The 20,631-nt window shown below is 42.2% G+C and carries 16 protein-coding genes; 11 read left to right on the top strand and 5 right to left on the bottom strand.

Going from position 1 to position 20,631, the window contains the following annotated elements; genetic code table 11:
- The first annotated feature begins 12 nt into the window (after window positions 1-12).
- Complete coding sequence (locus HC246_RS23200) at window positions 13-717, top strand: sugar transferase (protein WP_169365786.1); 705 nt, start codon at window positions 13-15, stop codon at window positions 715-717.
- A gap of 42 nt (window positions 718-759) precedes the next feature.
- On the opposite strand, the gene HC246_RS23195 is transcribed toward HC246_RS23200, so the two are convergent.
- From HC246_RS23195 to HC246_RS23185, 3 genes are all read right to left on the bottom strand, one after another.
- Window positions 760-1,695: a hypothetical protein gene (locus HC246_RS23195; protein WP_169365785.1), complete on the bottom strand. Its 936-nt coding sequence runs from the start codon at window positions 1,693-1,695 to the stop codon at window positions 760-762.
- Between the two features lie 137 nt (window positions 1,696-1,832).
- Complete coding sequence (locus HC246_RS23190; RefSeq protein WP_169365784.1) at window positions 1,833-2,489, bottom strand: Npun_F0813 family protein; 657 nt, start codon at window positions 2,487-2,489, stop codon at window positions 1,833-1,835.
- Window positions 2,490-2,774: 285 nt separating this feature from the next.
- Window positions 2,775-4,235, bottom strand: coding sequence for a zinc metalloprotease (locus HC246_RS23185; protein WP_169365783.1), 1,461 nt, complete (start codon window positions 4,233-4,235; stop codon window positions 2,775-2,777).
- Window positions 4,236-4,519: 284 nt separating this feature from the next.
- Here HC246_RS23185 and dnaB point away from each other — a divergent pair, with 284 nt between their 5' ends.
- The 5 genes from dnaB to HC246_RS23160 all read left to right on the top strand — a co-directional run bounded on the left by dnaB (window position 4,520) and on the right by HC246_RS23160 (window position 12,132).
- Entirely contained in the window at window positions 4,520-7,171 is a 2,652-nt protein-coding gene (gene dnaB, locus HC246_RS23180) for a replicative DNA helicase (RefSeq protein ID WP_169365782.1), read from the top strand.
- 126 nt (window positions 7,172-7,297) lie between these two features.
- Window positions 7,298-7,888 (top strand): antibiotic biosynthesis monooxygenase, encoded by a 591-nt coding sequence (locus HC246_RS23175; protein ID WP_169365781.1) that lies wholly within the window; start codon window positions 7,298-7,300, stop codon window positions 7,886-7,888.
- A gap of 83 nt (window positions 7,889-7,971) precedes the next feature.
- Window positions 7,972-8,817: a hypothetical protein gene (locus HC246_RS23170; RefSeq protein WP_169365780.1), complete on the top strand. Its 846-nt coding sequence runs from the start codon at window positions 7,972-7,974 to the stop codon at window positions 8,815-8,817.
- Between the two features lie 30 nt (window positions 8,818-8,847).
- A complete protein-coding gene (locus HC246_RS23165) occupies window positions 8,848-10,848 on the top strand; it encodes an HAD family hydrolase (protein WP_169365779.1) in 2,001 nt (666 codons plus the stop codon).
- Between the two features lie 153 nt (window positions 10,849-11,001).
- On the top strand, window positions 11,002-12,132 hold the full coding sequence (locus tag HC246_RS23160) for a CO2 hydration protein (RefSeq protein WP_169365778.1): 1,131 nt from the start codon (window positions 11,002-11,004) through the stop codon (window positions 12,130-12,132).
- A 51-nt stretch (window positions 12,133-12,183) separates the two neighbouring features.
- Here the strand turns inward: HC246_RS23160 and panB are convergent, their stop codons facing one another.
- Complete coding sequence (gene panB / locus HC246_RS23155; protein WP_169365942.1) at window positions 12,184-12,948, bottom strand: 3-methyl-2-oxobutanoate hydroxymethyltransferase; 765 nt, start codon at window positions 12,946-12,948, stop codon at window positions 12,184-12,186.
- Window positions 12,949-13,180: 232 nt separating this feature from the next.
- Here panB and petP point away from each other — a divergent pair, with 232 nt between their 5' ends.
- The 3 genes from petP (at window position 13,181) to HC246_RS23140 (ending at window position 14,819) form a co-directional block, all read left to right on the top strand.
- On the top strand, window positions 13,181-13,372 hold the full coding sequence (petP, locus tag HC246_RS23150; protein ID WP_169365777.1) for a cytochrome b6f subunit PetP: 192 nt from the start codon (window positions 13,181-13,183) through the stop codon (window positions 13,370-13,372).
- Between the two features lie 93 nt (window positions 13,373-13,465).
- The gene (locus HC246_RS23145) at window positions 13,466-13,783 is read left to right on the top strand and encodes an HU family DNA-binding protein (protein WP_169365776.1); all 318 of its coding nucleotides are present in this window, start codon (window positions 13,466-13,468) and stop codon (window positions 13,781-13,783) included.
- Window positions 13,755-14,819 (top strand): Get3/ArsA fold putative tail anchor-mediating ATPase NosAFP, encoded by a 1,065-nt coding sequence (locus HC246_RS23140; protein WP_169365775.1) that lies wholly within the window; start codon window positions 13,755-13,757, stop codon window positions 14,817-14,819. Before HC246_RS23145 ends, HC246_RS23140 begins: the two co-directional genes overlap by 29 nt.
- A 32-nt stretch (window positions 14,820-14,851) precedes the next feature.
- On the opposite strand, the gene HC246_RS23135 is transcribed toward HC246_RS23140, so the two are convergent.
- The gene (locus HC246_RS23135; protein WP_169365774.1) at window positions 14,852-19,174 is read right to left on the bottom strand and encodes a hypothetical protein; all 4,323 of its coding nucleotides are present in this window, start codon (window positions 19,172-19,174) and stop codon (window positions 14,852-14,854) included.
- Between the two features lie 185 nt (window positions 19,175-19,359).
- On the opposite strand from HC246_RS23135, the gene HC246_RS23130 reads away from it, so the two are divergent.
- Together HC246_RS23130 and HC246_RS23125 are read left to right on the top strand one after the other, a co-directional pair.
- The gene (locus HC246_RS23130; RefSeq protein ID WP_169365773.1) at window positions 19,360-19,686 is read left to right on the top strand and encodes a hypothetical protein; all 327 of its coding nucleotides are present in this window, start codon (window positions 19,360-19,362) and stop codon (window positions 19,684-19,686) included.
- Window positions 19,687-19,843: 157 nt separating this feature from the next.
- On the top strand, window positions 19,844-20,608 hold the full coding sequence (locus HC246_RS23125) for an ABC transporter ATP-binding protein (RefSeq protein ID WP_169365772.1): 765 nt from the start codon (window positions 19,844-19,846) through the stop codon (window positions 20,606-20,608).
- Window positions 20,609-20,631 lie beyond the last annotated feature (23 nt).

Here is a 20,631-nt window from a genome sequence, read left to right as displayed (position 1 = left end):
TGTAGAGATTTGATGATTACTAGAAGCAAAGAAAATAGTCAAGCGAGCCTCCGTACAAAGAAATTAGTTACGAAATCAGTTACAAATCGTACAGATCATTATGCAACTTGGGGAAAAAGAATCTTTGATATTGTATTTGCATCAATTGTTCTAACTGTATTTTCGCCACTTTATCTAGCGATCGCGATCCTAGTTTTCATGAGTTCTCGCGGCTCTGTATTGTATATTCATCCTCGCGTTGGTTTGCATGGTCAAGAGTTTAAGTGCATTAAATTTAGAACCATGATTAATGGCGCTGACCAAGTTCTAGAAAATTATTTGAATTCTTGTCCAATTAGTCGTGCTGAATATGAGGCATCCTTTAAGCTCAAGCATGATCCTCGCATTACCAAGATTGGCAAGTTTTTGAGAACAACTAGTTTAGATGAATTGCCCCAATTTTGGAATGTACTGGTGGGTGATATGAGTGTTGTTGGCCCTAGACCATTGGTGAAAGCAGAGTTAATTAAATATGGTTCAGCGATCGATAAAGTACTCAGTGTGCGTCCAGGAATTGCAGGACTATGGCAAGTTTCAGGACGCAATGATATTCCTTACTCTAGACGAGTCCAAATTGACGCTAGCTATGTCCGTTTGATGAGTTTGTGGCTAGATGTCAAGTTGATTTTTAAAACTATATTGGTTGTGATTTTCCCGAAAGGAAATGGCGCATATTAAAAAGAAAGAGGGTCGCTAGCGACCCTCTTTCTTTTTTAATTTTTAGCTACGGCGGCTGCGCCCCGTTGGGCGTGAAGATAAATCAAATTCTAAAGCGGCTGCCATTCCCCAGAGGATAAAAGCAAGAATCCAGAAGAATTCCGCAGGTTCACCACTTTGATAGGGTTTTGCCTTGCAAATATCGCTGATGTTAATGCTGTAGTTAAACCACAAATCACTAAAGAACATCGCAATCCCAGCACTACCGAGTAACCGCCAAGACTGTGCTGCCTTACCACCCCAGAAAGCGAGTAGGAGAATGGTAGCTACAATCAATAACCAGATATCTCCTAAGGCATAAACAATATTTAGGATTTTGCCTGTATCTAGGGTGAATCCACCACCTGCACCAAAGGTCACATAAGCTGCAAGTCCGATCCCAATAAAGCCAACTGCCCCAACAACTCCCCATTGCTTGGGATAAAGATTGAGTCTTCGACCAATCACAGACATTGCCATGCCCCATGATAAAAACACATAGGTTGCGGTAAAGAAAATATCAGCGATCGAGGGAAATGTTTTAACGAGATTGGCAGCACCCTTGGCTCCACCTGCTATTAATCCACTTTGATATTGAAAATCTAAGTATCCAAAAATCAAGTTTCCAATACCCCACGATAGGATACCTAGTCCTAATCCTAGCCAAACATTACGACCGCTAATAATTTTGGGACTGCGCCAATTACGCAAGCATAATATGCCCGAAAAGGCGATCGCTACTGTTTGGAAGAGATATGTTCCGTATCGATACCAATTTGGTCTTACGATTAAGTCTTTAACTACTTTGTTACATTCTTCGGGCTTAATGATGTGGGGCCCGTCGGTAGGTGCGCTAAGAAATAGATAAAACATTAAGGCTAAGGTTGCCCATCCGATCGCTGCCCAAATAATAGATTGTGTGGGTATCCCTGTTGGGGAAGGAGATTTGGCTCTACTCATGTATCTTGAACCTTGGCTACAACCATAAGAAATGCAGTGTTAAAGAACTAAAAATAAAAAATAGTACGACAGAAGCGATAACTTCTCAAAGTAAACCTAGAAATTAGACAATTATTAATTAATTTAGTTATTAATAATTACTGCCAAAGCTTACCTTTAGGAGTTTTTTGCAGCCAAGCAATCACTGAAGCTGATTCAGGTAACTCATTTAAAGCATCGACCGCAGTATCGACAAAGCTATCATTACCTAAATAGGAGGAGGCGAGTCGATGTAGCTCACCTAAAAGCAATTGCAATTTGCTTTCATCCCAGTTAGGTATTTGTACACTATTCAGGGGGTTAATTGATAAAACCGTTTCCAGTGCGTTGATGGATTCACTCTGGGCAAACTTACCCTGTTGCATAAACTTGAGTAGGTCTTGCTTAAATGAGCCTGCTTGTCTCGTGCCAAGGATATCCTCAACTTCAAGGTATACCGCTTGCAATATGAGTAGACAACCTTGGACTAAATAAGTACCCGCAGAAGAAGTATCAGTAGCTGCTGTATGGATTTGGTCTAGCTTGACCCTACCCCAAACACTAAAACGTTGAGGCTCTTCTAATAACACGCAAGCTTTGCCTTTGTTATCAGTTAAGTCACGCCAAAGCGCTAAAGCTTCATCTCGATTATCGCCAAACATGTTGAGTAACCGAAATGTCTGCCCCTGATACTGCAAAATCGGTATTTGTTGATCTTTATTTTGTGGGTTTTGGACGTTGACGATTTCAACGTCATGGCGCTTCAGGATGAACATGTGTCTACTGTTGACTTAACTGATGTTACCAGTAGCAACAAAGCGTGGCTACCTAATGCCAAAGTTAATAATAATCCCAAAATTACATTTACACCTTGAAATTTAGTTAAACCCATAAATTAACGCAAGTTCGGGATAATTTAAAACGAGTTTTGAGAGAGAGTTTGCCAGCTTACCTCGAATCGAAGTTAAAGGGTTGGTGTAAATCTAGATGGGATGGCATAAGTTGACTCTAAGATATGATTGCCCCTAATAGTATTAATTACTGTATTTCCATAGCAATTTCTATAGGAAAGGCTTAGCCATTGGCAAAATAATTAGTAAAGCGATCGCCATTAGTCCTATGCCGATGAGATCACGAGTTTTGTCAATTTCTATACTTTCGTTGAGCACTAATGGCTGTGGGAGAGGCAATAGAAATAATAACAAGCTGTAAATTCGCAACCAAGGCTGGGCAAGTAAGGCGATCGCGAGTAGAACAATTCTTGCAATACGCGCTATCTGAGTAGTTTGTCGATAGCCAAACATAGCGATCGCTAAATTGCCCCCATCAAGAAAGCGAAAGGGCAGTAATTGTAAAGCAGTTATGGCTAAACCTGTCCAACCCGCTAAGGTCAATGGCGATAGAGTGGGGATCGTTTCGGTAGTGGTGGCTACTGATTTACCGACAGTCAAAATAGCCTGCCATAAAGTTACAAAAATTGAATTTTTAAAATCGAAGTTGTGGAGATTAGGCATCAATAGAGATTTAGGAAGTAGCGAAGTAGAGCTTTCTGTGGGGACTAACAGCCAATTGCCTAAGACTAATAAGATCCCAGAAATAGCTAAACTCGCAATAGCAGGAATTACTGCCATATCAAATAGGATGTGGCGCTGTTTGGTGGGGACTTGGGATATTTGATGATTGAGATGTCCCAACAGCCCAAATCCACCAAAGCAGGGTAATAAAATTGGGGGATCAAATCTTAGCTTGTGTTTTGAGGCGACGTAATACTGTGCGATCGCCCTTGCGATAAATATGCTAGCTATACCGATTAAATAGGGAATGCCTGTTTGTAAGTTGTTAAGGGTTAAATCTCCAATATGATGGATTCTTGCTCCCACTAAAAGGACTGTAAAGGCGGTAAAGAGAATGCTAATCATGCTCACTATCCAAGTGAATCGATGCAATTGTTTGCCCAGCCTTGATTGATCAAATTGAGCAACGTTTTGAGTAGGAATTAGATAAAAGCAATAGTTGGTGTACTGTTGATCGGTTGTTAATGTCCCAAACCCTCTGCCTAGATTTTCGATAGGGCTTTCTTGTAAATAGCAAAGAAAGCGATCGCCAAATATTTTTTGGATATTTTGACTAATGATGTCGTAGGCATATTTGTAATTTTGCGATCGCAGACTGCCGCGACAGTAAATTTCGTTAGGGCGATATTCTAAATCTTTGAGGTGATAGATCGTTGGCGAGAAACATTCTTTGATTTGTTTTTCTTCGCTAGGGGTGAGGCTTAATATTTCAGCAGCAGTGGATTGCCAGTTACGATAAATCCATGTCCCCAATAAATATCCAGTCATTGTCAAAGTTAAAGGCAAGGATGTTTGTGTAAATGTGATCCATGCGATCGCTAAGCAAGGCAAAGCAATTGACCATATCCACAAAGATATGATTTGGCTCGGTGATTGCCATTGCGATCGCTGGTAGTAGCTCGCCACACAACCGATTACTACAAAAACAAAGATTTCCTCAAATCCCATACCAAGTTACTCATGACTAACTGCACTATATAGCGTTTCCCAGTCTAGTTAAGTAAGGGTTTGTTTCACCTCCCTCGGCGGTGAAACAAACCTCTGTACCTCGCTTGATTGAAAAGTGTATTCCTGTCTGTAGAAGAGCAGCCTTTCTAGCTGATCACATGGAGAGTTAAGGACTCAAAGCGTCCTTAACTCTCTTTTGGGTTTTATGTGGCTATAGCTATAGAATTATGGATGCACTCGAACCCAGCCTCTAAAATTTCTGGTTTTCCTAGCCCAAAGTCAGTATGAGCAAAGAATTTGAATCAATCAGCGATCGCTTACCTCCACAGAATATTGAAGCAGAGGAGGCTGTCTTAGGCGGGATCTTGATCGATCCAGAAGCAGTTTCGCGAGTGTTAGATACTTTGCGTCCTGAAATGTTCTATGTAGCAGCCCATCAGGAAATTTTTCGGGCTTGCTTGATGCTGCATAACCAGTCGAATCCCACAGACATGATGAGCTTGACCACATGGCTCAGCGATCGCGATCTACTAGAAAAAATCGGCGGACAATCAAAAATTGCTCAACTTTGTGATCGTACCGTTAGCGCCGTTAATATTGATTTCTATGCTCAACTGGTTGCCGATAAGTATGCCCGACGGAAGCTTGCAGAGGCGGCTCGCGGGGTAGTTGATATTAGCTATAGCAATGAAATCGAACTAGCGCAACTCCTTGATCAATCTGAGCAGAAAATTTTTGCTGTCACCCAATCTCGTGCTCAGCAAGGTCTAGTTCCTGCTGCCGACATTCTCACGAAAACCTTTTATGAATTAGAAAATCGCTTTAATTCCCTCGGAACAGGCAATTCCACGGCGACAGGGTTAATTACAGGTTTTTACGATTTTGATGCGATGACCAATGGCTTGCAGCGATCGGACTTGATTATCCTCGCAGGTCGTCCATCAATGGGTAAATGTTTAGCCTTTGATAGTGAATTGGTTTTAGCTGATGGCAGTATCAGTACTATTGAAACCATTTATCAGCGATATGCACAAAATCAAACTAAACCCAATCTTTTAACCTTGAGAGAGAATTGGCGGTTTGATTTGACGGAACCATCAGCATTTATCGACGATGGTATCAAGCCTGTATTTCGCATCACAACTGCGTTAGGACGACAAATTGAAACTACTTTAACCCATCCATTTCTAACGATTACAGGTTGGCAGCAACTAGCTAAATTATGTGTAGGTGATAAGGTTGCTCTCCCTCGTAAGATCGCAGTTTTTGGGAAAGAAGTACGCCCTGCCTGTGAAATTAAACTTTTAGCCTATCTCTTAGGCGATGGTTGCTTAACTGAAACTAGTCCCCGATTTACGAATATAAATCCCAAGATTCAAGATGATTTTATTTTGGCGGTCGAGCAATTTTCTCCTAGTTTAAAAGTGACAATTGATACTCATGGTGATCGCGCCGCAACGCTGCATACTACGGCAAAAAAAAGAGGCTCAGTTAATCCACTAATTACTTGGTTAAGGGATTTAGAAATTTGGGGCAAGAATGCCCATTTCAAAACAATTCCAGATTTTATTTTTCGTTTAGAAAAGTCTTTAGTTTCTTTATTCTTAAATCGATTACTAGCTACTGACGGCTGGATGTCTGTTTTAAGTAGCGGTCAGGTACAAGCAGGTTATGCCACTGTCAGCGAAAAGTTAGCTCGTCAAGTCCAACATTTGTTATTAAGATTTGGCATTATTGCGAAACTTAAACACAAGTCCGTTAAATACAAACAAGAAATTCGTTACTGTTGGCAATTAGATATTACTGATGCTTTGTCATTGCAAACTCTAATTGATGAAATTGGCATTTTTGGTAAAGAAGATGCAATTAGTAAGGCAAAGTCAGCTTTATGTGCTAAGAGATATCAAACTAATACTGATTTAATACCTGTTGAAGTTTGGCATGATTTGACAATTGCTAAAGGTGATCAATCTTGGCAGAAATTATCACTGGCCGCAGGTATTAATAGCTCAAATATCCATGTGGGTAAACGCGCCCCTACTAGAGAGAGATTACTAAAACTAGCTACAGCTATTGATTGCCTATCATTACAAAAGCTTGCCACTAGCGATATTTATTGGGACAAAATTACAGCGATCGTGTTTGTTGGTGAGAAGCAAGTTTATGATTTGACTATTCCTGAAACCCATAATTTTGTTGCCAATGATATTTGTGTCCATAACACAGCTTTCGGTCTCGAACTCGCTCGAAAAATGGCAGAAATTCATAGATTACCTGTGGCGATCTTTAGCTTGGAAATGTCTAAGGAGCAATTGGTTTATCGTCTCCTAGCCAGTCAGTCCAAAGTTCGCTCTAGTGACATGGGCATCGATAGTAATCGTCTCCGTACTGGACAGATTAGCGAAAATGAATGGGGAACTGTGGCAATGGCAATTAGTGGACTTTCCGAACTTCCACTGTTTATCGACGATACTCCTAATCCTCCGATTACGGAATTGCGTTCTAAAGCTCGACGGTTGCAATCAGAAAAGGGAGGTGTACTTGGTCTAATCCTGATTGATTATTTGCAATTAATGGAAGGATCAGGTTCTGATAATCGTGTACAGGAGATTTCGAGAATTACGCGATCGCTTAAAGCTCTAGCCCGTGAATTAAATGTTCCCGTAATTGCTCTATCCCAGTTGAGCCGTGGCGTAGAGGCAAGAACTAATAAGCGTCCGATGCTATCAGATTTAAGAGAATCTGGAAGCATCGAGCAGGATGCCGACTTGGTAATCAATCTATATCGTGATGAATATTATAATCCTGATACCCCCGATCGTGGAGTTGCTGAAATCATTATTGCTAAGCATCGTAATGGTCCCGTTGGTACAGTCAAACTATTATTTGAACCACGCTTAACTAAGTTTGAGAATATGGCTTCTAGTCGAAGTTAAAGATTGAGATGATGCAGTGCTTCGCACTGTTCATCTCAATCTTTATTGATGACAGGAATAAAATGAACAATCTACTATGAAGACCGCAGTATAATTATTAACTAGCCCCAACTTACTGGTAAATCTATGCAGACATTTGGACAGCAATCAGACCCAATTACGTTAGTTATCTCCGAAGTTGTGGAACCAAATCGCATAGACGAATATGAAGCTTGGACAAAAGGAATCAATCATGCCGCACAACAGTTTGAGGGCTTTATTGGCGTTGATGTCATTCGACCGCGCGATCATCAATATCCTGAATATGTGTTAATCGTTAAATTCGATAACTACGAGCATTGCAAAGATTGGCTGACTTCATCGGTTTATCACAATTGGATGCTGAAGTCTAAAGAATTTATCGCTAAGCGATCGCAACAACATCTCCCCAGTGGACTAGAGCTATGGTTTACCTTACCTAAAAGTTCATCCCTAACAAGTCCACCCCAACCTGCGTATTACAAACAAGTGATCGTTGGTGTGATCACTGTATATCCCCTAATTCTATTAGCAAAATTAGTTGTCAATCCATTTCTACAAGGGCTTCCCGATCTCCTAGGTTTATTTATCTCTGTCATCTTTGTTTCTGCATTGCTGACTTATCCAGTTATGCCATACCTCACCCAAATCCTTAGTTTCTGGCTTTATCCATCCACATCTAAGCGCCCTAGAAGATAAACAACTCAAGATTTTGGGAACATCGATCTTGTTTATCATGTGCGTGGTAAGCACTATAATTAATCTAGTTTACGGAACAACCAATGGTCAATATTGGCTATCATTCAGCGAAAATTCAAGGAAACTTTCTCCGCTCCGTTTATAAAACTAGTCTTTCCACTCTAGTTAGTTTCCCGATCAAGCAAAGTCGTCAAGTACCCATCAAGGTTTATGCCCTATCCTGTGAACGTGATTTGCCAGAACAGGTAGCAAGTTTGCGCTCTTTTCTCCGCTATGTCGGTATTCCAAAAGCATTTACGATTATGTCTGATGGAAGTTATACTCAAAAAAGTATTGAGCTACTACGTAAAATTCATCCATGCGTTGATGTGCAACTTCTTACTAAGTTCCAAAGGGATGATTTACCTGCATCAGTTTATGAATATGCGTCTCAGCAAGCGATGGGCAAGAAACTGGCTGCCTTGATGTCTATTCCCATTGATAGCGCCACTCTATATACTGATTCAGATATTCTTTTCTTTCAGGGGGCTTCGGATTTAGTAGATTTAGCTACATCGAATGATACTAATACCTATTATTTACCCGACTGCAAAAACTCCTTAGATAGTCGGCTTATTTACGAGGAAGTGGAAAGCCAAGAACCAATTAATGCAGGATTTATTTTGTTTAAGAAAGCATTAGATTGGAGTGCTAGTGTCCAGAGGCTGTCTCAGCTATTGGAACCTCCCAACTATTTTTCTGAGCAAACAATTGTGAATTTAACAATTAAACGCAATCATGGTATCGCACTTGATAGGGATAAATATATTATGAATGTTGACGATCAGTTTATTTATCCTGATCAATTTGCTAGTAAGCAGATTGCGATGAGGCACTATGTTAATGATGTGAGACATAAATTTTGGCTATCGGTTTTCTTTCAGCTATAGATTATCAATTACCAATTACCCATTCTTTATATGTCCCAAGTATCTAGTTTTGATATATTTGACACCTTGCTAACTAGATTAGTAATTGAACCTACAGAAATCTTTAAAATCTGTGGCGATCGCGCTTTGCAATTTGGGTGGCTCAATTTCTCGGCGGAAACTTTTCGGAGCCTTCGGATTAATGCAGAAAGAAGATCTCGCTTTTTTTATGAAGATGCGGAAGTTCGACTGGATGAAATCTATCGCGAAATTGGCAATACTTTAGAAATATCTGCTGAAATAATAGATAAGCTCAAGCATCTAGAGTTAACTGTTGAAGCTGAGTATTTAGTTGCGATTCCTCAAGGTTATCAATTAATCGCTCAGGTAAGGCGATCGCATCCTCATGTGCTCTTCCTGTCAGATATGTACTTGCCTGCTAATTTTCTGGAAGAGAGGCTTAGATATTTTGGCTTTTGGCAGGATGGCGATTGCTTATATGTATCCTCAAATTTGCGAAAATCTAAGGGGGATGGAAAGCTGTTTTTGCAGGTAATTAAGGAGTTGGGATTACAACCTCATGAGCTTACCCATACTGGCAATAATTTATCCTCAGATGTAGACAAGCCGAAATCACTGGGTATTCAAGCAATCCATTTCAATGATGCGAACCCCAATCGTTATGAATCAATCCTTCAAAAATATGTTCATGATACTAATGGCATCACTTCTCTTTGGGCAGGAATCTCCCGCTATACCCGTCTCCATAAAGCTTCTCAAACACCAAAAGAATCAATAATTAGTGATATAGCTGCTTCCGTCGCTGCACCAATTTTAACAGCCTATACTATCTGGATTTTGCAACAGGCAAAGGCGCGTCAACTTGTGCGTATTTATTTCTTAGCAAGGGATGGCGAAATCTTACTGCAAATTGCGAAGGAACTGGCTCCGAAAATCTATCCAGAATTGGAACTACGTTATCTATATGTGAGTCGGCAAGCGCTGAGGATGCCGGGGGTGACTCAAATTAATCAAGCTTTTTGGGAATGGATGTTTGATGATACAGATGTTTTTACCGTTGCGAGCTTGCTCAAACGGATGTGTCTTGACCAGCAGGTTGCTCAGCCAATTTTTGAGGCTTTAGGATATCCGTGCGATCGCTGGCAGCAAAATCTCGCACGACCAGAGCGGCTAGCACTACGCGCAAAACTGGAACAACATCAACCTTTGCATCAATTAGTGCTCCAAGTTGCGGAGCAGAAGCGTGAAGTTTTAAAAGCCTATCTGCAACAGGAAAAAATGTTAGATGGTAAGGCGTTTGGATTGGTCGATGTGGGTTGGCGTGGCAGCTTACAAATTTCCCTAGAAAATGCCTTTGAGATATTTGGTACAAGAAATCCTGTTGGTTTTTATTTCGCCTTAGATAAGCCCACAGGAGGGCTTAAACATAAAGGAGAAGTACTTGCTTTCTTCTTCAATTTAAATAATTCTCTAGGTCATCGTTACTATCTTGATTCTCGCTATGTTTCGGCAATGGAAGTATTCTGTGCTGGTTGTGAGGGAACTACTCTAGATTATGCTTTGCAATTGGATGGAAGAGTTACACCAGTTCTGAAGCATCAGGCTAATCAGCCTGCCCTAGATTGGGGGTTAAAGTCATTTCAAATGACAGTGCTTGCTTTTGTGCGTCATCTTGTGGAGCGATCGCCTGTTGATTTCCCTCTGACCACATCCCCAAAACTATTGCGAGATGCCTTAGATCATGTATTCCTTACTTTTAGTAATTCACCTACACAACAGGAAGCGGAAGTTTTTCAAGATTGCCCATTTTTTGATGATCCTAATGAGCTTTATCACTATTATTGGGCGATGCCTTTACGCTTAAGTCATGTTTTAAAATATGCGGCTTGTCAAAGTGAAATTTTTGTCCGCCATCGTAATGCTTGGGGTGAGGCAAGTTTGCAGATTAGTTCACCATTGATTAAGAAGATTTTTTCGATCGCGATCGCTCAACGTAAATTTCTCAAACAATGCAAAAAAATGCTTACTTAATAAAGAACCCAAGTTTTTGTAGTTTGCGAAGCTAAACTACAAAAACTTGGGTTCTTTATTGCACATTTCTATTTAGCTTTGAGCTAATGCGAAACCCGCGATCGATGCTTAACTATATATTAGGCATATATTAAGCGTTGTATAAATTTTCATATGAGTGTATCGACTAAAAATAAACCCATCGAACCTGCCCTTGCGGCGGTAAAGCAACGCTTAGAAGAAGGTGGTGCATTACTTCCTGACGGTTCCGACAACTTACTAGAAGTTGTTGGCATACTTAAAAGCTATGGTGTCATCCTAGGCGAATATTACCGAAATCTTACTTATATCTCCGAGCATCAATTTTTAGAATTTTTCCCGTTTTTTAAGTTTTTTAATGGCAATTTTTCGTTAGGTAAGCTAGGTCGTCATTGGTGGCACGATCGCATTAATTTTGAATTTGCCGAATATTGCATGAAAGCGATGTTTTGGCATGGTGGCGGTGGACTTGATAATTACTTGGACTCAGAGGAATTTAAACAACGCGCTAAAGCTACGATCGCCGCAAAAAGTAAAAGCAACCCGCTTATGGCGATTTTAAATCTATTGTTTCCTGACTTTTTGCCAGAGCAAGTGCGCCTGATGACCTACTACAGCGCTTTAGGATATTTTTGGTCGTTCATGTCACCGATGTTTTTAGAACTGAGCGATCGCTATGATCGGGGTGAAATCAAAAGTATTCCTGATGTCGTGAAACATATTCAAGATGGGTTAGTTGCTGCCGCTGCTGTTCCCTATGTTTACAAAGTAAGTATCAATGGCAGCGATTACGATATTGTACCGAAATCAGCAAATTTATCATTTTTAATGGATACGGCTGTCCCCTATGTGGAAGCTGTATTTTTCCGTTCTTTCCCTTTCCGTGGCACGGTTTCCTACAACGCACAGGCGCAGCAAATTTCCCCTGAAATCTCTCACTTCAATTACGGTGTGCTGTATGCCGATCCTCTACCCGTTGGTGGTGCAGGCATTCCTCCAACATTGTTGATGCAGGATATGCGTCACTATTTACCTGAATATTTACTAGATTTTTATAGGAATAGTGATCGCGGTGAAGAAGATTTACTAGTACAAATATGTCTTTCGTTCCAAAAGTCGATGTTTTGCGTAACGACAGCCGCGCTACGTGGTTTAGCTCCCCATCCCTTTGAAACACAAGATCCCAAAGAGAAAAAAGCTAACGATAAATTCCTTGCGCCTTGGCTAGATCGCCTATCGCGATCGCGCCTATACACCTTGCAATAGGATTAAATGGGCTTCTGCAAAAATAAAGAGTCGGCGCATTGCGCCGACTCTTTATTGATTTCTGACATCTTGGCAATATTGCTTGACAGCTTCTGTAATTGTCTCTTGCAAATTTGTATATTTCTTCGCAAAGGGTGGCTGCCAATCGGATAAGCCCAGCACATCGTGGGTTACTAAAATCTGTCCATCACATTCCTTGCCAGCACCAATGCCAATCGTAGGCACAGGAATTAAATCCGTAATCTTGGCGGCTAATTCCGCAGGAATATTTTCTAATAGCAGGGCAAAAATACCTGCCTCTACTAAAGCTTTGGCTTGATGCAAAATCTCTTCGGCAGTGTCGGGAGTGCTACCTTGAACCCGATAGCCAATCCGATGCACCGATTGTGGCGTTAGTCCCACATGTCCCATGACGGGCATTCCCGCCTGCACTAACTTACGAATCGTGGCGACCATATCGGGATAGCCTCCCTCCAGCTTAATTCCCTTTGCATCGGTTTCCTTGAAAATACGTCCTGCCGATCGCAGAGCCTCTTCCGTGCTCACCTGATAACTCAGAAAGGGCATATCGACAATGAGTAATGCATTCTCTATACCACGACCTACGGCTTGAGCATGGTGAATCATTGCTTCAAGGGTAACGGGGAGTGTGGTTTTATGTCCTAGGGCAACCATTGCAAGGGAGTCACCTACCAAAAGCATATCTATACCTGCTTTATCTAACAATTTGGCGATCGCATAGTCACTTGCCGTCAGAGCCGCAATGGGCTTTTTTTGCTGTTTCCATTTTTGCAATTGGGCGATCGTCACTGGCATCGTTGCATTCCTCATAAGTTACAGGTTTTAGCAAGGAGTACATCTCATTACTAAAACAAAAATCAATTACAGCCTGTCTTGAGAGTTTTCATTTTTCCTTGGGCAAAATAAAAACTCTTAAAACATTTAGGATTGCCATATCCATCAAAAAATTAATAGGGCTAACATCTAATGTAAACTTTTTAAAGCAAACACAAAAGGTTAATTGAGTTCGGTACGAGAAGCAAACATTATGCAAGTTGGACAAAGAGTTCGTGTTCGTGGTTTCAAAGACGGTAGTGGCAAGGCGATCGCTAGCAAAGTTGGTGCGATCGGCGTAATCAAAGAAGAAAAGATTATGGATGGCAGCAAATGGGGCTATATCGTCAAATTTGATGACAGCACCAAGTCTTGGTTTTTTGCAGACGAGCTAGAGTCCGCCTAAATGGGTTATGATGTCGCTCCTCGCAAGCAAGGGATTATGCTCTGAGCGTAATCCTTGTTGGAGAAGTGAACATCATAATTACAATTAAGCCCTATGGCAGATATTAACCGTCAAGATATCATTCGGGGCATGATGGCGGAAGTTGATGGACTGAGCTACAGTATGGCTTCAGCAAGTCTTGAGGCAGTGATTACCTGTCTCACCCAAGCTCTAGCCAACCACCAATCGATTATGTTGAGTGATTTTGGTAAGTTTGGGGTACGCCATCGTCGCGCCCGTTCGGGAAGTCATCCTCGCACCCATCAGCCTATTACGATTCCCGAAGTTATAGTTCCCCATTTCACCCCCAGTCCTCATCTAAAAAAACTGGTGCAAAAGTCCAATGAGCCTAATTCTGACATTTCTCGGTAAAGGTGGTGTTGGCAAGACGACAACCGCGATCGCGGTTGCTCGTGCTTTTGCCGCCCAAAATAAACAGGTTTTATACGTCGGTCAACAAGCGGGCGATAGCCTCAGCATCAGGTTAGGTGTTGATCTCAACAGTGACCCACAATCCGTTGCACCCAACTTTTCGGCGGTTCATTTAAAATCTACAGTTTTACTCGAAAGATATTGGGACAAGATGAAAGGCTTGGAAACCCAATATTTGCGTAGTCCTTTTTTTAAAGAAGTTTATGGTCAAGAGCTAGGCATTTTACCTGGAATGGATGCGGCTCTCGGCTTAAGTTTTCTGCGTGAGCGTGATGCTGAAGGTAAGTATGACGTAATTATTTACGATGGCGTTGGCGATCTCGAAACTTTACGGATGTTGGGAATGCCAGAGATCCTCGGTTGGTATCTGCGTCGCTTTAAACAGGTATTAACAGGTTCAGCGATCGGTCAAGCTATTTCTCCATTTGTGGAGCCAATTTTAAGAAGTATTCTCCAAGTTTCTAGCACCGATGATATTTCCCAACAGGCAGGAGAAATGTCATCAGTATTAACTCGCGGTCAGAAAGCAGTTAACGATCCGAGTCATGTTGCTGCTTACCTAGTCACGACGGGAGATCCCTATGCGATCGCTACAGCAAAGTATCTCTGGGGCAGCGCTCAACAGGTGGGCTTAACCGTTGGCGGTATATTTGCACGGGAGGCAATCCCTGAAGAGGAGTTTGCTCCACTGGCGATCTTCTCAATTCCCGATCAGGTTAGTGAGTTAATTATTCCCGATCGCTTAGATGCGCGACTCGCCCCAAAGCCAATTGAGATCAATACTGCAACAAAACAAGTTAAGTTGTTTTTGCCAAGTTTCAATAAAAAGCAGGTCAAATTGATTCAGTTGGGACCCGAAGTGACTATCGAAGCTGGCGATCAACGACGTAATATTTTCTTGCCATCTGAGCTGGCTGGCAAACAAGCCACAGGCGCAAAGTTTCAGGATTCCTATCTGATCATTTCGTTCGGCTAGTAACGAGATAAATAGCCTTGCACTCTATAGTGCTATTCCCATGACTCTAACTCGATCGCTACAGTTCTAAACAACGCTAAAATGCGATCGCGCCGCACTTCAAAATTCGCGGCAACCAGAATAAAGCCAATCCCCGCAAAGATGCCGAGCGCCCACATCAGGAATGAATATTGGGTGACTAAAATTACGGCTTGGGTGAGGACTAGCAAAATGAATGTCAGCGTTCCCATAAAGAGATAGGCGCGGATACGGAGAGCCAGCCCCAAGATGACAAAAGCAAAACTTAAGCCCCAAGTCGCAAAGGCAATACTTGGATCATTAAAGGAATAGAGAAAGGCGATTAGTCCCATTGCCCCTGTAAGCAGACTGCGTAGGGCATGACGTAGAGCTTTGCTATTATGCGATCGCAAGCTTGGTTCCACTTGCGCGAAATATAAACCTGATAGTCCAATTACAAGCACATAGACCAAGAAATCGAACCTTCCTAAATTAGCAGCCCCTACATTTTGGAAGATTGCCCAATCCCATAGAAGAATAGTGAGATAAGAAGCACGAATTTGATCTTGGACTCTGGCATAGATGGCGTAGAAAATGCCAGCGATGACTAGGCTCAGGGCTGTATTATTAGGAACGAGGGTAAATATCAGAGGTAAAGAGAAAGCGGTATTATGCCAAGGATTCTCTGCCCAGCCCCATTCTTCCCAAGGTGGTAAGTAGAGAATTGCAGCAAATATACAGGCGATCGCCGCCCCATAGGGCTGAATAACATTCACAATCAGCCAAGGATTTGGGAAAGCAAAGAAGATGAAATAGGCGATCGCACCAATGGCGGTAGTGATGCCCGTATAAATCCAGAGATCCGAACCCCCTAAATCCCCCTTGCGAAGGGGGAATGGTTCCGCCTCCTTTACAAGGGGGGCTAGGGGATATCTTCCCTGTGTAATCGCGTAGGCAGCTAAGGCGATCGCTAAACCACCACCAATTAAACCGCCTGTGGTCGAAGGTCGATATAAACTTCCTGATAGCAAGAAGAGAACGCTGGCAGTCCAATGTAAATGGGCAGAAATGCTGATTTCGCGGACGGAAAGGCGTAAATATGGCACAATCCAATCTGTGAAAATCTGATAGGCATAGGCGATCGCACAGGCAAGCGTCGCTAAAATCACTAAGCCATCGCCAAGGCTACCACCTTTGGAATTAGCAACCATTTGATAGAACAGCAACTCGTATGCCGAGAAGGTGGCAACTACCATCGATAGATAGGTTAGAGCCTTGAATACTGGATTTGATTGAGAAGCTCTGCGTCCAATACCAATACCGATCAGAGATGTGCTGAGCGAAAATAGTCCCGTTAAACCACTGAAACTCCCAATCCGAAATAGTGAACCCATCGCCCCATAAATTAAGGGAACAATATCCCAACTACGCGGATATTCACCCCTATTTGTACCGTCGCCTGTGCGTTGCATCCACCAGTCTCCCAGTAACTGCGTGATGAAACCAAGGGCTAAATTAGAGATCGCCAGTTCAATTACCGAACCATTAAAAACGGCGATCGCTCCTGAAGTCAGGAGTTCGATGCTCCATGCAATTCCCCATTCTGTCCAAAAGGGAGGATATTGTTTTGAGGAGGATTGTCCGAGGGATTGCCAGACTCGATAAATTAAGCCAAGAGTGACTAAAATCGTGCTGGGTAGCAGATTGACAAATAATTGCTCATCTTCATTAAAAGCAAATACATTAATGGCTAAGAGCGATTGCAGAATTAGTAAGCCTGCGGAAAGTACTGCCGCCCAAATATCAAAGGCTTGGGCATAGGATTGATTTAAGGGCAGGTTGAGATTGGCGACATGGCGATCGCGGCGATATTTGAGCCAATGATTGAGAACATAGAGCAGCAAAACGCTAACGATTAAACCCGTAATCCCAAAGGTAAATTGGGCAATTTGACCATCACCAACCTTAAACTTCCATAGCATCGCCGCAATAAATAACAATCCATAGCCAACGGTGTTGAAGGTAGTTAATAGAGATTTACTGCGGCGCGTATTTACCAACATCAGGGCAAAGGCGACACCTAAGCCAATCAAGCGCGAACTATCATCTGTCCATGTGAGAAATTGTGCGATCGCTAGTCCCGCAATGCTGAGTTTAATCGCCAAATCGCGATCAGCAAATTCGCGCCAAGTCCCTAAAAATGTTAGGGATAGCGGCACGGATAACCAAGCGACACTCCAATAACTACTATTAACTAATAATTCACTACTTCCAAATCGTCCTAGTCTTTGTCCCTCAATCAAAGCATTCCAAAGCAAAATGTAACTAAGCGCCGCTAAACTTGCGCCAATATGCCAAGCACTATCCCGCCATGCTTGCAAATGAGGATTCTCTCTCTGGGATAGGGGCTGGGGGCTAGACTCATCACCAAGAGAAACCGCTTGAAGTTTAAACTTCCCGATCGCTAAAACCACAGTCCATTCCAGCAACATAATCCCTAAGAGAAATCCACTCCAGACAAAGATCGAATTAATCCGAGTGCATAAATAGCTCCCTAAGCTAATGGCGATCAAACTTACAATATGAGCGCAATAGACTAGACCACTTAAGTCTTTGCTAGTAGGCGATCGCTTTGCTTGAACGGCTAGGAGGGTAATTGCCGACAGGGTTAAACTAGCGCACAGGGTATTCAAATTCAGGAAACTGACACAAGTAAGTGCCACCCCAAATCCTAATGCAAGTAATTCACCACGCATGGCTAAACTAGGCTTTTGGCGATCGCGATAAATCGCTGCAATCACTAAAAACAAAATCGCATAGGGAAATAGCAAAACACCTAATAAGGCTATTTCCGAAGTAGTTTGAAATAGAGAAAGCAAATATTTGAAGGTATGTCCACCCCATGCCTCGGGAATCAATCTTTTAACAAGCCAAAGCAGTTGCAAACCCCAGACAAATAAATAAGTTAAATCATTAGGTTCTTCATGTTTGAATAGGTGATCGCATAATATCCATGCAATCAATAAACTCACCGTAAAAGCTTGCCAAGGATATTGATCCCAAATCGATACCAGCCAACCTAAGCCTAAGAGAATCTGACCAAGGTTTTTCTGAAATGACAATACTGATTTACTGCCCACAGATTGCTGACTGAGCGAAGCCGAAGCCAATCTCTCCGTTTTATTCGTAATTTGCACCAACACCCAGCCACAGATCCCAAAGGCTAATCCCAACTTAAAAACAGAAACATTAGCAAATAGAAGCGCTCGACTGACTAATAACACCGTGCTGTAAGCGCCAGTAATCAAGGCTAGCGGAAATGTGGAACTATCGGCAGTATTTAATCCCTGATCACGATTGAGAAAAGTGGAAGTAGCGATCGCGCTAATCCCCAAATACACAGCAATGAGTGGATAGTAGGGAGATATCAGCCATCCCAAATGCAACCAAGAAAGAATCAAAATTGTGGCGATCGAAAGTTGGCTAAGCTGTCGCCTTGTGCGCCTGCGCTTTTGAGAATCTGCGGTAATTTCCTGCGCCTCACGAAAGAGAAAAGAAGTCTGTAAGAGAAAGATGGCAATCCCTGAAAGTAAACAACCAGCGATCAACCCTAGCCCCACTCCCGCAGGATTAGTTAACACCCTTAAACCATCGATCGCCCAAAAGTTTGCAGGCACTAGCAGCAAAGTCACCAACTGCAAAGCGCGAGTCGTCAAACGCAAACGCTCATTTTTGCTTGTCCAGAAACTCACCCCAAAAAATCCTAACGTATAGGCAAATAGCAGTAAATATTGCCCCTGTGCATCAAAATTATTCCACTGGCTCGCGGCAAGTAATCCCGATGACACCACCACCAGAAATACACCCAAAAACAGCAACCACATCGTGCTGAATTCGGAAATTAGCGATCGCACAGTTTGCGCGACCTTACTTGGTGGTTGCGTGACTTTAGGAGGAATTGGTTTCGGTGGCGCTTGAGGCGATCGCGCTAAACGAGTTCCTGAAAAATTCGCGGTAGGTCTATTGGGGCTAGAAATTGGCGAATTCCTACGTGGAATCGCTGACTCTGGGGATTCTATGGGAAGCTCAGATACAAAGCGCGTTTTTGCAATCAGTCTGACTTGATCGTCATTAATTAAACCCATCTCTAGCCATAGGTTCAGCCCATCTAAAATTGCCTCATTCTGAATCGCAACAACCTTTAACCGATTTACTGATCGATTACTATTGCGCCATTGGAAATCTATTTCTGAGATTAGCTCTAAATTAAACCAAGCTTCCAATCCCTCCAGCACAATGTTATGGGGAACATCTATTGGGATGTCGAGGCGCAAATATTTCAAGGGGGCTGACGGCATCGGCGATCGCTCCAAATTTAAAATCAGAGATCGCCTTCATTATGTCTGATTTCGCATCTGTTTCTTCACTCCTTATTCAGGAATATTGACAAGAAAATAAAGAAACTTAGTGATAATCCCTCAAACCAAAAGCTTAGTTACTATTGTTAATATAAATACATAAATATATTTTTTTAATTTTAATAATGCAGTTAACAAACGCTGAATGGACAGAAACAGAGGAAGATATTGCGAGAAAAGCTTTTGAAACTGCCTATAAACGGGAAATTAGCGACTTGATTGATTCAGTCAAACACAAAGCAATTTCTCTCGTGGAAATGGAAGATATGTGGAATCTACACGATTTCCTGAGTGCAAAGCGTCATGAAGTCGATGGTAAATATGATTATCGATTGCCAATGCTAGTGTTTGTGTTTGCGGGGTTGGTCAAAGATGGCTGGTTAAGTCTCAATGAATTAGAAGGATTGACTTCTGACAAAATCGCTAAAATATCAGCACTTGCTCGTATGTAGAGTGAGAGCATTGTAAAGCAAGCGATTTCCCAGACTATTATTTCTCTGCCAAAGGCGGGGAAATAATAGTCTGGGAAATTCTATATTCTGATCGCTACAGCCACAGACTTTGTTAATTTGTTTACTTAGTATGTATAACTGTTAACTCGCCAAATATATGTCGATCGCCCCAATCCTCAAAGCTGAAAATATCTCAAAATCCTTTGGTGGGATTCATGCCGTTAGTAATGCGCGGATTGAAGTACCTGCGGGAAGCATTACAGGTTTAATTGGTCCGAACGGGGCAGGGAAAACTACTTTTTTTGGGTTGCTCTCCAATTTCCTCAGACCCGATCAAGGCACAGTGCAATTTGACGGAATGCCAATTCAAGGCAAACCACCCCATGCGATCGCCAAGCTAGGTATGATTCGCACCTTTCAAGTGCCTCGCGTCTTATCGCGTCTATCGGTACTTGAAAATATGCTACTGGCGGCTCAAGATCAAGCAGGTGAAAAGTTTTGGAATACTTGGTTTCAAGGTAAAAAAATCGCTAATCAGGAACGGGAAAATCGCGAAAAAGCAAGATCTATTCTCGAATCTGTGGGCTTAATTAGGATGGCGGATAACTATGCAGGGTCTCTATCGGGTGGTCAGCGCAAGTTATTAGAAATTGCCCGTGCCTTGATGACTGATCCTAAATTAATTTTGCTGGATGAGCCTGCGGCGGGTGTTAATCCTGCCTTGATTGAAGAGATTTGTAGCCTAATCCACAAGCTGAATCAACAAGGATTGAGCTTTTTGATTATCGAACATAATATGGATGTGATTATGTCCCTGTGCGATCGCGTTTGGGTTTTAGCCGAAGGTCACAATCTTGCCGATGGCTCACCTACCGAGATTCAAAGCGATCCTAAGGTTTTAGAGGCGTATTTAGGCTCCTAGTTTTGCTGAGCGACGGCAAGAAG

The sequence above is a fragment of the Pseudanabaena yagii GIHE-NHR1 genome, assembly GCF_012863495.1.
GTDB lineage: Bacteria > Cyanobacteriota > Cyanobacteriia > Pseudanabaenales > Pseudanabaenaceae > Pseudanabaena > Pseudanabaena yagii.
Note: the sequence above shows the minus strand (reverse complement) of the source record. Positions and strands in the feature narration are given on the sequence as shown.

Coding starts and splice junctions, on each gene's coding strand:
- HC246_RS23185 (WP_169365783.1), bottom strand. CDS start 4,235: ATGGGATTTGAGGAAATCTTTGTTTTTGTAGTAATCGGTTGTGTGGCG.
- dnaB (WP_169365782.1), top strand. CDS start 4,520: ATGAGCAAAGAATTTGAATCAATCAGCGATCGCTTACCTCCACAGAAT.
- HC246_RS23130 (WP_169365773.1), top strand. CDS start 19,360: ATGCAGTTAACAAACGCTGAATGGACAGAAACAGAGGAAGATATTGCG.
- HC246_RS23200 (WP_169365786.1), top strand. CDS start 13: ATGATTACTAGAAGCAAAGAAAATAGTCAAGCGAGCCTCCGTACAAAG.
- HC246_RS23140 (WP_169365775.1), top strand. CDS start 13,755: ATGAGCCTAATTCTGACATTTCTCGGTAAAGGTGGTGTTGGCAAGACG.
- HC246_RS23190 (WP_169365784.1), bottom strand. CDS start 2,489: ATGTTCATCCTGAAGCGCCATGACGTTGAAATCGTCAACGTCCAAAAC.
- HC246_RS23165 (WP_169365779.1), top strand. CDS start 8,848: ATGTCCCAAGTATCTAGTTTTGATATATTTGACACCTTGCTAACTAGA.
- panB (WP_169365942.1), bottom strand. CDS start 12,948: ATGCCAGTGACGATCGCCCAATTGCAAAAATGGAAACAGCAAAAAAAG.
- petP (WP_169365777.1), top strand. CDS start 13,181: ATGCAAGTTGGACAAAGAGTTCGTGTTCGTGGTTTCAAAGACGGTAGT.
- HC246_RS23195 (WP_169365785.1), bottom strand. CDS start 1,695: ATGAGTAGAGCCAAATCTCCTTCCCCAACAGGGATACCCACACAATCT.
- HC246_RS23125 (WP_169365772.1), top strand. CDS start 19,844: ATGTCGATCGCCCCAATCCTCAAAGCTGAAAATATCTCAAAATCCTTT.
- HC246_RS23145 (WP_169365776.1), top strand. CDS start 13,466: ATGGCAGATATTAACCGTCAAGATATCATTCGGGGCATGATGGCGGAA.
- HC246_RS23170 (WP_169365780.1), top strand. CDS start 7,972: ATGGTCAATATTGGCTATCATTCAGCGAAAATTCAAGGAAACTTTCTC.
- HC246_RS23175 (WP_169365781.1), top strand. CDS start 7,298: ATGCAGACATTTGGACAGCAATCAGACCCAATTACGTTAGTTATCTCC.
- HC246_RS23160 (WP_169365778.1), top strand. CDS start 11,002: ATGAGTGTATCGACTAAAAATAAACCCATCGAACCTGCCCTTGCGGCG.
- HC246_RS23135 (WP_169365774.1), bottom strand. CDS start 19,174: ATGCCGTCAGCCCCCTTGAAATATTTGCGCCTCGACATCCCAATAGAT.